This is a genomic window from Mycobacterium cookii (assembly GCF_010727945.1).
Lineage (GTDB): Bacteria > Actinomycetota > Actinomycetes > Mycobacteriales > Mycobacteriaceae > Mycobacterium > Mycobacterium cookii.
The window spans coordinates 3,066,761-3,080,669 of record NZ_AP022569.1 but is presented as its reverse complement, the minus strand read 5'-3'; the positions used below and the strand labels follow the sequence as shown (position 1 = coordinate 3,080,669).

At 64.1% G+C, this 13,909-nt stretch carries 12 protein-coding genes, 1 tRNA gene and 1 other RNA gene; 6 read left to right on the top strand and 8 right to left on the bottom strand.

Features of this window, described 5'->3' with window-relative positions; translation table 11 throughout:
- The first annotated feature begins 10 nt into the window (after positions 1 to 10).
- Positions 11 to 514, top strand: a complete 504-nt coding sequence (locus tag G6N27_RS14645) for a DUF5078 domain-containing protein (RefSeq protein ID WP_163776977.1) — start codon at positions 11 to 13, stop codon at positions 512 to 514.
- On the opposite strand, the gene G6N27_RS14640 is transcribed toward G6N27_RS14645, so the two are convergent.
- Positions 511 to 1,200: a TetR family transcriptional regulator gene (locus G6N27_RS14640; protein WP_163781822.1), complete on the bottom strand. Its 690-nt coding sequence runs from the start codon at positions 1,198 to 1,200 to the stop codon at positions 511 to 513. The genes G6N27_RS14645 and G6N27_RS14640 overlap by 4 nt on opposite strands.
- A gap of 306 nt (positions 1,201 to 1,506) precedes the next feature.
- Between G6N27_RS14640 and G6N27_RS14635 the strand changes: the two genes are divergently transcribed.
- Entirely contained in the window at positions 1,507 to 1,929 is a 423-nt protein-coding gene (locus tag G6N27_RS14635; protein ID WP_163781820.1) for an MmpS family protein, read from the top strand.
- Positions 1,926 to 4,868 (top strand): MMPL/RND family transporter, encoded by a 2,943-nt coding sequence (locus G6N27_RS14630; RefSeq protein WP_163776976.1) that lies wholly within the window; start codon positions 1,926 to 1,928, stop codon positions 4,866 to 4,868. Before G6N27_RS14635 ends, G6N27_RS14630 begins: the two co-directional genes overlap by 4 nt.
- Here the strand turns inward: G6N27_RS14630 and G6N27_RS14625 are convergent.
- From G6N27_RS14625 to G6N27_RS14615, 3 genes are read right to left on the bottom strand one after another with little or no spacing between them, the layout of a single operon-like run.
- Positions 4,865 to 5,668: a mycofactocin-coupled SDR family oxidoreductase gene (locus G6N27_RS14625; RefSeq protein ID WP_163776975.1), complete on the bottom strand. Its 804-nt coding sequence runs from the start codon at positions 5,666 to 5,668 to the stop codon at positions 4,865 to 4,867. The two genes, G6N27_RS14630 and G6N27_RS14625, sit on opposite strands and share 4 nt — an antisense overlap.
- Before the next feature lie 35 nt (positions 5,669 to 5,703).
- Entirely contained in the window at positions 5,704 to 8,637 is a 2,934-nt protein-coding gene (locus tag G6N27_RS14620) for an MMPL/RND family transporter (RefSeq protein ID WP_163776974.1), read from the bottom strand.
- Positions 8,634 to 9,182: an MmpS family transport accessory protein gene (locus G6N27_RS14615; RefSeq protein ID WP_163776973.1), complete on the bottom strand. Its 549-nt coding sequence runs from the start codon at positions 9,180 to 9,182 to the stop codon at positions 8,634 to 8,636. The genes G6N27_RS14620 and G6N27_RS14615 overlap by 4 nt, the downstream gene beginning before the upstream one ends.
- A gap of 172 nt (positions 9,183 to 9,354) precedes the next feature.
- Between G6N27_RS14615 and G6N27_RS14610 the strand changes: the two genes are divergently transcribed.
- Complete coding sequence (locus G6N27_RS14610; protein ID WP_372513018.1) at positions 9,355 to 9,741, top strand: DUF732 domain-containing protein; 387 nt, start codon at positions 9,355 to 9,357, stop codon at positions 9,739 to 9,741.
- Between the two features lie 54 nt (positions 9,742 to 9,795).
- On the opposite strand, the gene G6N27_RS14605 is transcribed toward G6N27_RS14610, so the two are convergent.
- Entirely contained in the window at positions 9,796 to 10,851 is a 1,056-nt protein-coding gene (locus G6N27_RS14605) for an NAD(P)H-dependent amine dehydrogenase family protein (protein ID WP_163776972.1), read from the bottom strand.
- A 64-nt stretch (positions 10,852 to 10,915) separates the two neighbouring features.
- Positions 10,916 to 11,500, bottom strand: coding sequence for a TetR/AcrR family transcriptional regulator (locus tag G6N27_RS14600; RefSeq protein WP_163776971.1), 585 nt, complete (start codon positions 11,498 to 11,500; stop codon positions 10,916 to 10,918).
- A gap of 85 nt (positions 11,501 to 11,585) precedes the next feature.
- Between G6N27_RS14600 and G6N27_RS14595 the strand changes: the two genes are divergently transcribed.
- The gene (locus tag G6N27_RS14595) at positions 11,586 to 12,800 is read left to right on the top strand and encodes an alpha/beta fold hydrolase (protein ID WP_163776970.1); all 1,215 of its coding nucleotides are present in this window, start codon (positions 11,586 to 11,588) and stop codon (positions 12,798 to 12,800) included.
- Here G6N27_RS14595 and G6N27_RS14590 read toward each other — a convergent pair.
- Positions 12,747 to 13,571: a hypothetical protein gene (locus G6N27_RS14590; protein ID WP_163776969.1), complete on the bottom strand. Its 825-nt coding sequence runs from the start codon at positions 13,569 to 13,571 to the stop codon at positions 12,747 to 12,749. The genes G6N27_RS14595 and G6N27_RS14590 overlap by 54 nt on opposite strands.
- Positions 13,572 to 13,646: 75 nt before the next feature.
- Positions 13,647 to 13,732: transfer RNA gene (locus G6N27_RS14585), tRNA-Ser, on the bottom strand.
- A gap of 71 nt (positions 13,733 to 13,803) precedes the next feature.
- Between G6N27_RS14585 and ffs the strand changes: the two genes are divergently transcribed.
- Positions 13,804 to 13,898, top strand: an RNA gene (ffs, locus tag G6N27_RS14580) — signal recognition particle sRNA small type.
- Positions 13,899 to 13,909 lie beyond the last annotated feature (11 nt).

Below are 13,909 nucleotides of genomic sequence, written 5' to 3'. Positions count from 1 at the left end.
TAGTAGCCGCATGCGTCTTTCCCGCCTGAGCCCTGTGATCCGCGCCGGCGCTGCGGTGCTCGCCCTCGGTGCTGCCGCAACCTTTTTCCCGCAGGTCGCGAAGGCGGACCCGGGGCCGGGGTTCACGCCGTGCGATGGCTGCTCGTCCAACGACTCCACCGATGATTTCCCGATTCCGCGCCGGATGATCTCGACGACCTGCGACGCCGAGCAGATTCTCGCTGCCGCGCGGGACTTCGAACCGGTGTACTACCAGCGCTACATGATCGACTACAACAATCACCAGAACGTCGCGCAGGACGTCCAAAACAAGGTGCACTGGTTCTACGGGCTGTCGCCAGCGGACCGCCGGGCTTATTCCGCGAACTTCTATGCTCCCCAGATCAATCCCCTGAATCTGGCCTGGCCCAACCACATGAAGATCTTTTTCAACAACAAGGGCGTCGTCGCCAAGGAAACCGAGAACTGCCAGAACTACCCGCGCGGCGACATGTCCGTGTGGAACTGGTCCTAGCTCCCGGCGTTCTGACTCAGTAGACCAACACACGTGGCGGTGAGCAGCCGCGTCATCGCGGCGGTGAAGTCGATGTTCCAGTCCGGCGGGACGTCTGTTCGCTCCGCGTAGGCTTCGGCGAGCTTCTTCGGCGGGTTGGCCATCTGCCACAGCGGCGCGGCGAGTGAATAGGCGGCAAGAAGGACGTCGAAGGCGCCCGCGCGACCCAGCCCCGGCAGCGCGTTCTCGATGGCTTCGGTGAGCGCCAGCACGGCAGCTGTGCTGACCTGTTTGAACCCGAGCACTCGCTCGAGCTCGACTTCCTGCTCGAGGTGAACGTGCAGATTCGCGAGCAGATCGCAGAACAGCGGGTCGGCCGCCAGGCCCTGGGCCAGTGCCTCGGCGACTCGCGCCGGTGACTTTGGGCCGGGCTCGCGCAGGCTTGCGCACACATTGTCCGAGAAGCGCGTCCAGCCCTCGGCGGCCAGGTGCAGCAGCACCTCTTCGAGCGAGGTGAAGTAGCGGCGCACCGCCGAGTAGTGCACCCCGGCGTGCCGGGACACGTCGGTCAACGTCACCGAGGCGACACCGGACTCCGTTGCCAGCGACCGCGCGGCCTCGACCAGCGCCGCTGCGCGCTGGCGCTTCTTGTCTTCGGTGCGGGCGCGCTGGAATGTGAGCTGCGGCACCGCGCGAGGATAACGCAGACGAACTGATTGCGGGCCGCCGTCGAACCCGGTACCGTCCGTTTACGCACATCAAGTGCGTTAAATTAATTCCTGCGTTCAGCGGGGAGGGCGCCGCCGGAAGGGAGCCGACAACGCGGGGCGTGTGCATGGTTGACTCGTATGCGTTCGGCGGTTTCTCACCGCCGTCGCCCAGTCGAGGTGACTGTCACACAGCGTCCGGAGTGCCGACGGGTAGCGTGATTCGCCGATCGGTAGGTAAGTGTCTTCGAGTAGGTGCGATGTCGCCGACCACGGCAACGGGTGAAGGGGATTTCGATTTTCAGGGTGCTGGAGCGGGCGTGGATACCGCTCGTGATTGCGATAGTGGTCGCCCTCGGCGGGTTCACCGTGTGGCGGATCCACGGCATCTTCGGCTCTGAGAAGCGGCCGTCCTACTCCGACAGCGCGACCGACGACAGCAAGCCGTTCAATCCCAAGCGCCTGACCTACGAAGTATTCGGCCCGCCCGGCACGGTTGCCGACATCAGCTACTTCGACGTGAATGCCGATCCGCAGCGCGTCGACGGGGCGAAGCTCCCGTGGTCGATCAAGCTGACGACAAAAGCGGCAGCAGTCATGGGAAACCTTGTTGCTCAAGGAAATAGCAATAGCATCGGTTGCCGCATCATCGTCGACGACGTGGTGAAGGCCGAGAAGATCTCGAATGAGGTGAACGCCTTCACCTACTGCGTTCTCAAAGGCGCATGATCAGCGAGCTGCGGTCTCGGGGGCGCACCATCAGCGAGCAGTCGAGCACCGAACACGCGAAGCCGCCGTTCGTGCCACGCACGATCCGTCGGTTCGCGGTCGCCGTGATCCTGATCTGGATTGCGATCGTCTTCCTGGTCAGCGTCGCTGTTCCGCCGTTGGAGCAGGTCGCTGAGCAACGTCAGGTATCGCTGAGCCCCAGCGAGGCGCCGTCGGTGGTGGCGATGCAGCGGATGGGTCAGAACTTCAAGGAATCTGACTCCGACAGCTTCGCGATGCTCGTCCTGGAAAGTGACCAGAAGCTCGGCGACGACGCCCACATCTACTACAACAACGTGATCAAGCAGCTCCGGGCCGATCCGACGCACATCCAGCATATCCAGGATTTCTGGGGCGATCCGATCACGGCGCCGGGCGCACAGAGTCCCGACGGAAAAGCCGTCTACACCCAGATCAACCTCGCCGGAAACCAGGGCACCACGCTGGCGGACGCATCGATGAAAGCGGTCCGCGACATCGTGAACCGCACGCCCGCGCCCAAGGGTGTGACGACGTACGTCACCGGACCAGCCGCGCTGGTCACCGACATGCACCACAGCGGGAACACCAGCATCGTCAAAATCACTGTGGTGACGATGCTGGTCATCTTCACCATGCTGCTGCTGGTCTACCGGTCGGTGTTCACGGTCGTGGTGCTGCTGATCATGGTGTTCGTCGAATTGACTGCGGCCAGGGGGATCGTCTCGTTTCTCGGGTACTACCACGTGATCGGGTTATCCACGTTCGCCGTTAATCTATTGGTATCCCTGGGAATTGCGGCGGGGACCGATTACGGCATCTTCTTCTTCGGCCGCTATCAGGAGCAGCGTCAGCTCGGCGACGATCGGGAGACAGCGTTCTTCACGACGTATCGCGGGGTGGCGCACGTCGTGCTTGCGTCCGGGCTGACGATCGCGGGCGCCACTGCCTGCCTGAGCTTTTGCCGGATGCCGTACTTCCAAACCATCGGCGTGCCATGCGCCGTGGGCATGATCGTCGCGGTCGCTGTCGCGCTGACGCTGACGCCGGCGGTGATCGTCGTCGGCGGCCGCTTCGGATTCTTCGACCCCAAGCGCCGGATGCGGACTCAGGGCTGGCGCCGCGTCGGCACCGCCATCGTTCGCTGGCCGCTGCCCATCCTTGCCGCCGCATGCGGGGTTGCCTTGATCGGCCTGCTGACGCTGCCGGGATACCGGACCAGCTACAACGATCGGCTTTACATCCCGCACAACATCGCCGCCAACCAGGGATACGACGCCGCCGAGCGGCACTTCTCCCAGGCCCGGCTGATGCCCGAGGTCATGATGATCGAAGCCGACCACGATCTGCGCGATCCGGCGGACTTCTTGGTGTTGGACAAACTGGCCAAGGGCATTTTCCGGGTGCCGGGAATCTCGCGCGTGCAAGCCATCACGCGGCCCGAAGGCACGGCGATGGAGCACACCTCGATTCCGTTCCAGCTCAGCATGCAGAACGCCGGGCAGGTACAGACGATGAAATTCCAGAAAGCCCGGATGGACGACATGCTCAAGCAGGCCGACGAGCTCGAAGACACCATGAATCGGATGCGGCGCATGTACGGCCATATGGTCGAGCTCAACAACATCACCCACAAGATGATCGGCGAGACAAAGGAAATGCAGGCCGTCACCGAAGAATTGCGCGACGACATCGCGAATTTCGAGGACTTCTTTCGGCCCATTCGCAGCTACTTCTATTGGGAAAAGCATTGTTACGACATCCCGGTATGTTTCGCTTTGCGATCGGCATTCGACGCCATCGATGGTGTTGACGAGATCAGTGAGAAATTCCGGGTCCTGACAAGCGATTTCAGTCAGCTCGATGCGCTGATGCCGCAGCTGATCGCGGAGTTCCCGCCGATGATCGACAGCATGGAGTCCATGCGGACGATGATGCTGACCATGCACAGCACCATGTCCGGGATCTTCAATCAGATGGACGACATGAGCAGCAACGGCAACGCCATGGGCAAGGCTTTTGACCAGGCGAAGAACGACGACTCGTTCTATCTGCCGCCAGAAGTGTTCCAGAACAAGGACTTCAAGCGCGCGCTGAACAACTTCTTCTCGCCGGACGGCAAGTCTGTGCGGTTGATCATTTCGCACCGCGGCGATCCGGCGACACCCGAAGGCATCGCGCGGGTCGACTCGATCCAGCAGGCCGCGGAGGAATCGCTCAAGGGCACGCCGCTGGAAAACTCCAAGATCTACCTCGCCGGCACCGCCGCCACCTTCAAGGACTGGAAGGACGGCTCGAAGTACGACCTGTGGATCGCCGGAATCGGTTCGCTCTGTTTGATTTTCATCATCATGCTGATCATCACCCGCAGCCTCGTCGCTGCCGGGGTCATCGTGGGCACGGTGGCGATCTCGTTGGGTGCGTCTTTCGGCATGTCCGTGCTGGTATGGCAGTACCTTCTCGGCATCAAACTGCACTGGATGGTGCTGGCCATGTCGGTGATCGTGCTGCTGGCCGTCGGTTCGGACTACAACCTGCTGCTGGTGTCCCGGTTCAAAGAGGAGATCCACGCCGGGCTGCGGACCGGCATCATCCGCGCCATGGGCGGCACCGGCAAGGTGGTCACGTCCGCGGGTCTGGTGTTCGCGTTCACGATGGCCTCGATGGTGGTCAGCGATCTGCGGATCATCGGGCAGGTGGGCACGACCATCGGCCTGGGCCTGATGTTCGACACGTTGATCGTGCGGTCGTTCATGACACCGTCGATCGCCGCGTTGCTGGGCCGGTGGTTCTGGTGGCCGATCCAGGTGCGGCCCCGGCCGGCGAGCACCATGCTCCAGCCGTACGGGTCACGCCCCGCGGTGCGCGAGCTGCTGGGCGACGAGCGCGACGCTAACACCGCGCCGTTGCCCAAGGCCTAGTGAATGCGGGCGCTGCCGCCCAACCCGATCTCGAGCACGCTGCCGGAGATCACCCCGGGATCGGTGACCAGATAGACGATTCCGCGGCTGACGTCCTCGGGCTGAATCCACGGCTGCGGTATCGGGTTGGCCTTCATCATGCGGCGCACCAGTTCGTCGGGAATGTCGTCACCGCCTTCGGGCTGGACCATCGGCGTCTGGGTGGTCGTCGGACAGATGACGTTGATCGTGATGCCGTCCCTGGCGACCTCCAGCGCGGCGGATTTCGCCAGCCCGATCACACCCCACTTGGTGGCGTTGTAGGCCGAGAGCTCCGGGATGCCCATCCGCCCGCCCATCGACGACGTCACCACGATCCGCCCGAAACGCTGTCGCCGCATCACCGGAATGGCCGCGCGCAGGGTGTTGAACGCGCCGGTCAGGTTGGTGTCGACGAGTTGCTGCCAGACGACGTCGCTGACATCTTCCAACGGCCCGGTGCTGACGACGCCGGCGTTGGCCAACACGATGTCGAGGCTGCCGTAGTCCTTGACCGTCTGCTTGACTGCGGCGCCGACCTGAGCCGGGTCGCGCACGTCGACGGCGATCGGAGTGCAGCGGCGGCCGAGCTTTTCCACCAGCGCGGCCGTCTCGGCCAGATCGCTTTCGGTGCCTAGCGGATAGGTCAGATCCTTCATCGGACCGGGCGCATCCGCCGCGACGATGTCGGCTCCCTCGGCGGCCAGCGCGAGCGCGTGCGCACGACCCTGCCCGCGAGCCGCACCGGTGATCAACGCGACCCGTCCATCCAAAGATCCCATGGACGGCTACGGTAACAGCTTGCCGCGCAAGGTAACTAGACCGTCTCGACTACTCCGGCCTCGGTTTCATCTTGAACGTCGCGGTGGAGCAGCTCGCGCACCGCAGGACGCGAGCCGTACGGCCGGAGCATGACGCTGGCCGGGCGCGGGCGCACGTGTTGCGGCCACCAGAACCAGCGTCCGAGCAGCGTCGCCAGTGACGGTGTCATGAACGACCGGACGATCAGGGTGTCGAACAACAGACCCAGTGCGATCGTGGTTCCCACCTGGGCCATGACCTTGAGGGGACTGAAGGCGAACGTTGCCATCGTGGCGGCGAACACCAACCCGGCCGAGGTCACCACCGAACCCGAGCCGGCCACGGCGCGGATGGTGCCCGTCTTGAGGCCGGCGTGGATCTCTTCTTTGAACCGGGATATCAACAGCAGGTTGTAGTCCGACCCGACCGCCAACAGCAGGATGACCGCCATCGCCAGCACCATCCAGTGCAGTTTGACACCGAGGATGTACTGCCATAGCAGCACGGACATGCCGAACGATGCGCCGAGCGAGAGCAGCACCGTACCGACGATCACGAAGGCCGCGACCACGCTCCGGGTGATCACCAGCATGATCACGAAAATCAAAGTGGCGGCAGCGATTCCGGCGATCAACAGGTCGATGTTCGAGCCGTTGTGCATGTCCAGGTACGTCGCGGCGGTGCCGCCGAGGTAAACCTTGGCGCCTTCCCACGGGGTTCCCTTGATCGCCTCGTGCACGGCCTGCTTGATCGGCCCGATATGGGAGACGCCTTCGGGGGTCGCCGGGTCGCCTTCGTGCGAGATGATCAGCCGCACGGCGTGGCCGTCGGGCGAGATGAACTGCTTGAGACCTCGCGCGAAGTCCGGGCTCTTGAATGCCTCTGGCGGCAGGTAGAACGTGTCGTCGTTCTTGGCCTTGTCGAAGGCATCGCCCTGGGCTGTGGCGTTGTCGGACTGCGCCTTCGCCTGGTCGTTGAGACCCTTCGTGGTCGCGTAGTTCGACATGATGGTGTCGAGGTTGTGCTGCTGGCTCTCGATCTGAGGCGGTATCAGCGCCACCAGCCTCGGCTGAATCTGGTCCAGCTTGTCCAGATTCGCACTCAGATTCTCGATGTTCTCGGCCACCTGGTCGATGCCGTCGAGCGCGTTGAAGATCGATCGCAGCGTCCAGCACGCCGGGATGTCGAAGCAGTGCTTCTCCCAGTAGAAGTAGCTGCGGATGGGCCGGAAGAAGTCGTCGAAGTTGGCGATGTTGTCGCGCAATTCCTCGGTGATCTTGACGGTTTCTTTGGTGAGCTTGGTGGTTTCGTGGGTGGTGTTGCTGAGCTCTTGGGTGGTTTCCATCTGCTCATGCAGGGTGGCCATCGTCTTGTGGAGCTCGTCGGCTTGCTTCAGCAGGTTCTTCGCCTGCTCTTCTTGGTAGTGCTGGGTTTGAATCCGGCCCGCGGCCTGAGCGCCCATCTGGAAGCCGAGGGTGCTGTGGTCGAGTGGTGTGCCCAGCGGCCTGGTGATCGTCTGCACGCGGCCGATACCGGGAATGTGGAAGACCGCTTTGGCGACCTTGTCCAGCACGATGAAGTCGGCCGGATTGCGCAGGTCGTGATCGGTCTCGATCATCAGCAACTCGGGGTTCAGCCGGGCCTGGTCGAAGTGCCGATCGGCGGCGGCGTAGCCGACGTTGGCAGGGGTCTCCGGCGGCAGGAAGTGGCGGGTGTCGTAGTCCGTCTTGTAGCCGGGCAGAGCAAGCAGACCCACGAGGGCGACGCCGATCGTCACCGCCAGGATGGGGGCAGGCCAGCGGACGACGGCGGTGCCGATCCGGCGCCAGCCCCTGGTCTGCAATACCCGCTTCGGGTCGAGCAGCTTGAAGAATGTGGCGACCGTCAGCACCGCCGGTCCGAGGGTCAACGCCGCGAAGACCGCGACGAGCATGCCGACCGCGCAGGGCACACCCATGGTCTGGAAGTACGGCAACCGGCAGAAGCTCAGGCAGTACATCGCGCCGGCGATGGTCAGGCCCGAACCCAGCACGACATGCGCGGTGCCGTGGAACATGGTGTAAAAGGCTTGCTCCCTGTCTTCACCCAGGCTGCGGGCCTCGTGATATCGACCCATGATGAAGATCGCGTAGTCGGTGCCGGCGGCGATCGCCAACAGCACCAACATGTTGTTGGCGAAGGTGGACAGGCCCATGATCCCGTAGTTACCGAGGGTCGCGACGACACCTCGGGCGGCGAGCAACTCGACGAACACCATGAACAGCATGATCATCACGGTGCTGATCGAGCGGTAGACGAACAGCAGCATCACGATGATCACCAAAATGGTCACCAACGTGACTTTCGCGACGCCTTTCTCGCCGGCATGGGACTGATCGGCGATCAGCGGACCGGCCCCCGTGACATAAGCCTTGATTCCGGGCGGCGCGGGCACCGAATCCACGATTTTCCGGACGGCCGCGGAGGATTCGGTGGCAAGGCTGCCACCCATGTTGCCGGCAAGATAGACCTGGACGTAGGCCGCTTTCTGGTCGTGGCTCTGGGAGCCCGCGGCGGTGAGCGGATCACTCCAGAAGTCCTGGACGTGCTGGACGTGCTTCGTGTCGGCCTCGACCCGCTTGACGATTTCGTCGTAGTAACGGTGCGCCTCAGCGCCGAGCGGCTTGTCGCCTTCCAGCAAGATCATCGCCGAGGCGTCGGAGTTGAATTCCTTGAACGTCGATCCGACTTTCATCATCGACTGGAACGACGCGGCGTCTCTGGGGCTTTGCGACACCGCGTGGTTCTTGGAAACGACCTCGAGTTGAGGCGCCACGGTGTTGGTGACGAAAACAATTCCCAGCCACACCAGGACGATCGGCAGCGCAAGCTTGTGGATCATCCGCGGCAGGAAGGGCGGTATCAGCGGCTGCGATACAGGTGGTGGCGCCGCTTGGGTGGGCTCGCTCATGCGGACTTGTCCAGGCAGTAGACGAACGCGTTGACGTTTTCGTTAGCGGGCGAGCGATTCGGAGCCTTGATGACGTCACCGCTTCCGTCGTGTTTGTTCACCACGAACTGGCAGGCGATCCAACTGCCGTCTCCTTGCGCCACCAGATTTGCCGGGATACCGGGCTTCGTCGAGCTCAATACTGTGCTCCAGGGCAAGGGCACGTTGAGAGCCTGCTGCGGATGGGAGTTTTCGTCGAGGTAATTGATGGTTGCCGTGCTGCCGGGTGAGCCCCAGACCTGCAGGGTGATCGTCTTGGCGTTGAACTCGTCGAGCACCCCGGCCCCCATGCCGCCGCCGAACGAGCCGCTGTGCACACCGAAGACGCCATGCAGTCGGTACACGACAGATCCGGAGATCGCGACCACGGCTGCGATGACCAAAATCAGCCAGAACCGGCTCAGCAAACTCTTCCGTTTCGCCGGCTGAGGGGCCACCATTTTGCCCTCAGTGCCTGCGGAACCCTGGGTCTTCAACGGCTCGGTCCTCGGCTCGGTGGTCGTCATCGGTGCTTCAATTCCTTAACCAGGGGCGAAGGGGGCTCAACTAATTAGCCTATGGGTAACCTTAGCTACTCTAATCTGAATAGGCGACCAGAAGAAACCGGGCGCGGAGGTTGTTACGACCGTAGCGCGAGCTCGCACTGGTGGCTCAGCGAGGCGAGGAGGATCGGTGACGATGAGCGGACGCGAAACCTACAGCGGTACGATTCGCCGCATGAAGGCCATGAACGTACTGCGGTCCGCGGGCTTTGCGCTCGCCGCTGTCGCCGCCGTGATCGGCATGTCTGCGCCGGCGTTCGCTGACCCGGACACCGACTTCGACAACCAGATCGGACACTTCGGTATTTACGGGCCGCACGACTACAACCCGTACTTGGCCAAGATCGTCTGTCACCGACTGGGAGTGGGAGTCGACCCCGACGCCGCCGCGGCTGCGCATTTCCTCTCCAACAACCTGCCCCGGGGCACGACTCAGGTGCAGACGTACCAGTTCCTGGGTAGCGCCATCGCCCAGTACTGCCCGGACCTTCAGGGCAAGCTGCAGAACATCCCGGCGCGCTAGGTCGACGACGATGCCCGCCGCGGTGCGGCGGGAGGAGGAGTCGGGCAGTCGAACCTAGATCGACACCACGCCGCGCGGCAACGTCAGCGGCAGATCGGTGTAGGTCGCGATTCCCGGCGCTGCGGCGACGACTGCCGGAATCGCGTGCAGCGTCGGCAGCGACGTCATGATGTGGCCGAGATCCATGAACTCTTCGATGGTGGTGGCTTCGAAATACGGCGGCGGCAGGAAGCCGACCTTGGTGGTGACGGTGGGCTGTCCGTCGATCTGAATCACCCAGCCGTCGCCGTCGATCTTCCAGTCCGGGTCGAGCGTCTGCCCTTTGCGCCACCGCACGTTGAGGTCGATCACGGTCCGATCGCCGACGATGCCCTGCCAGCTGATGTAAACGCCGGCGACGCATCCAGCGGGGATGGTCCACGATGCCATCTCCAGATCCACTGTGGTCTGGGCGAATTCGGCCTCGCATCGCACGTCGTCGAGTTCGACGCCGAGCGCGTCTGCCACCAGCCGCACCGCCTCGCCGAAGATGGCGGTGCCCTTGGCGGCCATCGCCTGCAGGTCCGGGTGGTCGATCGGCTGGCCGAAGCCCACCGGCTTCTCGGTCTCCGGTGAGTCGTAGAAGGTGGTGTCGGCGGCTTCGTTGACGGTGACTTTGTCGACGCGGTTGCACACCATCGCCGAGACGATGGCCAGCAGTTCGGCGAAGCCCGGACTGACGCCCGAGCCGAACATCGTCGAGCCGCCCTTTTCGCAGGCCTCGACGATCCGGTCGCGGCCGTCGCCGAGGTTGCCTCCGGTGATGAACGACGCCGTGGTGACCACGTTGACACCCGCCGACAGGATGCGGACCAACTCGTCGACGTCGAGCCACATCGGGTTGTAGACCACGCAGTCGGGCTTCAACGCGAGCAGGGCGTCCACGTCGTTGGTCGCGGCGACTCCGATCGGCGCGATGCCGACCAGTTCGCCGGCGTCACGACCGACCTTCTCCGGCGACCAGGCGTAGCACCCGACCAACTCGAGTTGCGGGTTCGTCACGATCGACTTCAGGCTGCTCTTGCCGACGTTTCCGGTGTTCCATTGGACCACTCGATATGTGTTGGGCACCCGCTCAGCATAGGGAAGCCCGGCCGAACTGGAAACGGGATTCGCCAAACCGGAAACGGGATTCTCAGCGCTGGCCGGGCGGCGCGGCGGCGCCGTTGAGCGCCAACTCGACCAGCCGTTCGGCGAGGTCGTCGTCGACGGGTTCGCCGGTGAGCAGCAGCCGGCCGTGGATGGGCGCGATCAGCATCTCCAGCAGCACCCGGGCGTCGGTGTCGGCTCGCAGGTCGCCTCGCTCGACGCCGCGCTGGACCACCGGCGACAAAGCGTCGAGTCGTTGCGTCCAAAACTCCTTGCGCGCATCGGCATACGTGTCGTCGGCCGGCAATAGAGCCGCGCGCAACAGTGCCGTACCGGTGGGCGAGCCGACGTAGCCGAGGACTTCACGGACGATCGCGAGCAGATCGCCCCGGGTCGAGCCGGTGTCGGGAGCGGGGATCGCGTCGGCGCTGCCCTCGAGAAGGGCCGCCACGAACAGGTTCTCCCGGGTCAGCCATCGCCGGTAGATCGTCGTCTCGTGCACCCCGGACCGGCCGGCGACCCCGGCGATGGTGGCACCGTGAAATCCGTTGGCGGCCAACTCTTCTAGCGCTGAAGCTAAGACGGTCTGGCGGACATGTTCGCCGCGCCGGTGCGATACGCCGGAGGTCACGCCGTCAAGACTATCGCAACTTCACTTGCAATACGCGGTGGCCGGGTGCATGCTATTGCAAGACAACTTGCGATAGGAGCCCGCGATGGACGCGTCCGCACCCCGTATCGACTGCACCGGCGCCACGCCGCCGGTCGGTTATCATCGCTTCCACGCCGACGTCAGCATCAACTTCCAGTGCAACCGCTGGGTGCAGTGGATCGGCCCGTCGGCGATCGACGAGGTGGCCGAGTTGGCCGCCCGCGCCCACGCCTACCCGGAATTGATCGACGGCTTCCTGGCAATGGCGGATCGGGCGCGTGCAGCTGACCGTCTCATCGCGGCCGCCTACTACGACCGAGCGGCCGAATTCTTCATGTTGGCAACCGATTCGCGTCGCCCGGCAACCCGTGCCCGATTCCTTGATGCCATACGGACCGCCTACGATGTCACGCCCGAACTCATCCCCTTCGGATCGGGCTGCATGCCTGCCTATGACCTTCGGCCGGAGCATCAAACCGGTTCCACGGTGGTGATGTTCGGTGGATTCGACAGCTACGTCGAAGAGTTCTTTCCGATGATCGCCAGCCTGGTCGATGCGGGCCGGCGAATCGTCGTGTTCGAGGGCCCGGGACAGGGGACCCCACTCGAGGACTACGGCCTCACGATGATCCCGGAATGGGAGCGGCCGGTGGCCGCTGTTCTCGACCACTATCGGCTGGAAGATGTTGCTGCCGTGGGGATCTCATTGGGTGGCGGCCTGGTGATCCGCGCGGCCGCATTCGAGCCGCGGATCGGCCGTGCCGTGGCGTTCGACATTCTCGACGACGAATTCGAGGTGATTGCCCGGCAGATCGGTCGCGGTGTCCGAATTCCGTTGCGCGCGTTGCTCGCCGTGCGGGCACGCCGCATCGTCAACGCGATCGCCGGCCGCGCGGCTGCCCGTAGGCCGGTATCGGAGTGGGGATTGCAGCAGGGCATGCACGTGACCGGCACGGCGACGCCGTACGACTTTCTGCAGTCGACGGTTGCGATGAGCACTCGGAAGATCTCCGGGCGCGTGCGCGGCGACGTGCTGTTACTGGCCGGCGCCGACGACCACTATGTGCCGCTGAGGCAGCTGCGGCGCCAGGCGGACGCTTTGGTCAACGCGCGCTCGGTGACTACCCGGGTTTTCACCGCGGCAGAGCAGGCGAGCAACCACTGTCAGCTCGGCAACATCGGAGCGGTCAGCCGACTCATCGAGTCGTGGCTGGATGTGACCGAATCAGTCTTCGACCGCGACACCGCGGCGAGAACGCCGTCGCCGGTGGGTCCCTGACCCCTTGCCGGTCGGGCGCCGGTTGCGCAGACCGCTGGACGATTCGGTGTCGTCGTCGGTCTCATCGGCATCGGCATCGGCATCGGCATCGGTAGCGGTAGCGGCATCGGCTTCGGCAGCGTCGGCAGCTTCGGTAGCCGGGACCTCGTCAGCGGTCGGCTCGGGCTCCACTGCCGTCGACTCCACTTCGGGGCTGTCGTCGGCTGTCTCGGCGTCCCCGTCAGCGGCTTCGGTTTCTTCGTCGTCCGCTGCGGCGATCTCGTCGGCGGCTTCGGCTTCGCTGTCCTTCTTGCGGCGACGCCGTTCCTTCTTGTCCTTCTTCGGCTTGATCGGCTTTGGCGGCGGGGGCGGCAGCTCGGCGACCGAGGACAGGTAGAACCCGAAGATGCCCAGCACCGCGATCGCGGCCGCTGCGCCGTAGATGCCGAATAGCCACTGCCCGACGTTGTCCAGGCTCAACCAGATCTCGCTGATCGCGGTGCCGACAATCAGCACACCTGCCAATACGTGGGCCACGACCGACGCGGTAAGCAGCGTCAAAGCCAGCGCCGGTGTACCAAATTCCGGCTTACGCGATCGCAGCAGGGTGAACACCACCGGCAGGGCGGCCAGGGCGATCAGCACGCCCGCCGCAATCCGGGCCGCGGTACCGACCGCATGCGAGGTGTCGCCCATCAGCTCGGGCCAGCGTGGCAGCACGAAGAAGAAGTAGAGGACGCCGGCGGCAAGCGACAACGCCGCGTGCCAGAGTGTGGCGACTCTGCGTCCCATGCTCCTCCTCGAGCTTCGTGATCCGGAAGCGACCAGACCCTATCAATAGAGCCTGGTCATCCCCCGGACTTTGCGCGGAGGATGCGGGATTTGAACCCGCGAGGGCTATTAACCCAACCCGCGTTCCAGGCGAGCGCCATAGGCCACTAGGCGAATCCTCCGTCGGTAATGGTAGCCGAGCCCCAGTTGGCGACGGTCGAGCGATCAGCGTCACCTCGGGTACTAGACTCTCGGTGGACCCCGCGCGGCGTCCATCCTGTGAACTCCCCCAGGGCCGGAAGGCAGCAAGGGTCAATGGGCTCTGACGGGTGCGCGGGGTCCCCAATCACACGTCAGAA

Coding starts and splice junctions, on each gene's coding strand:
- G6N27_RS14645 (WP_163776977.1), top strand. CDS start 11: ATGCGTCTTTCCCGCCTGAGCCCTGTGATCCGCGCCGGCGCTGCGGTG.
- G6N27_RS14630 (WP_163776976.1), top strand. CDS start 1,926: ATGATCAGCGAGCTGCGGTCTCGGGGGCGCACCATCAGCGAGCAGTCG.
- G6N27_RS14625 (WP_163776975.1), bottom strand. CDS start 5,668: ATGGGATCTTTGGATGGACGGGTCGCGTTGATCACCGGTGCGGCTCGC.
- G6N27_RS14620 (WP_163776974.1), bottom strand. CDS start 8,637: ATGAGCGAGCCCACCCAAGCGGCGCCACCACCTGTATCGCAGCCGCTG.
- G6N27_RS14615 (WP_163776973.1), bottom strand. CDS start 9,182: ATGACGACCACCGAGCCGAGGACCGAGCCGTTGAAGACCCAGGGTTCC.
- G6N27_RS14610 (WP_372513018.1), top strand. CDS start 9,355: ATGAGCGGACGCGAAACCTACAGCGGTACGATTCGCCGCATGAAGGCC.
- G6N27_RS14595 (WP_163776970.1), top strand. CDS start 11,586: ATGGACGCGTCCGCACCCCGTATCGACTGCACCGGCGCCACGCCGCCG.
- G6N27_RS14590 (WP_163776969.1), bottom strand. CDS start 13,571: ATGGGACGCAGAGTCGCCACACTCTGGCACGCGGCGTTGTCGCTTGCC.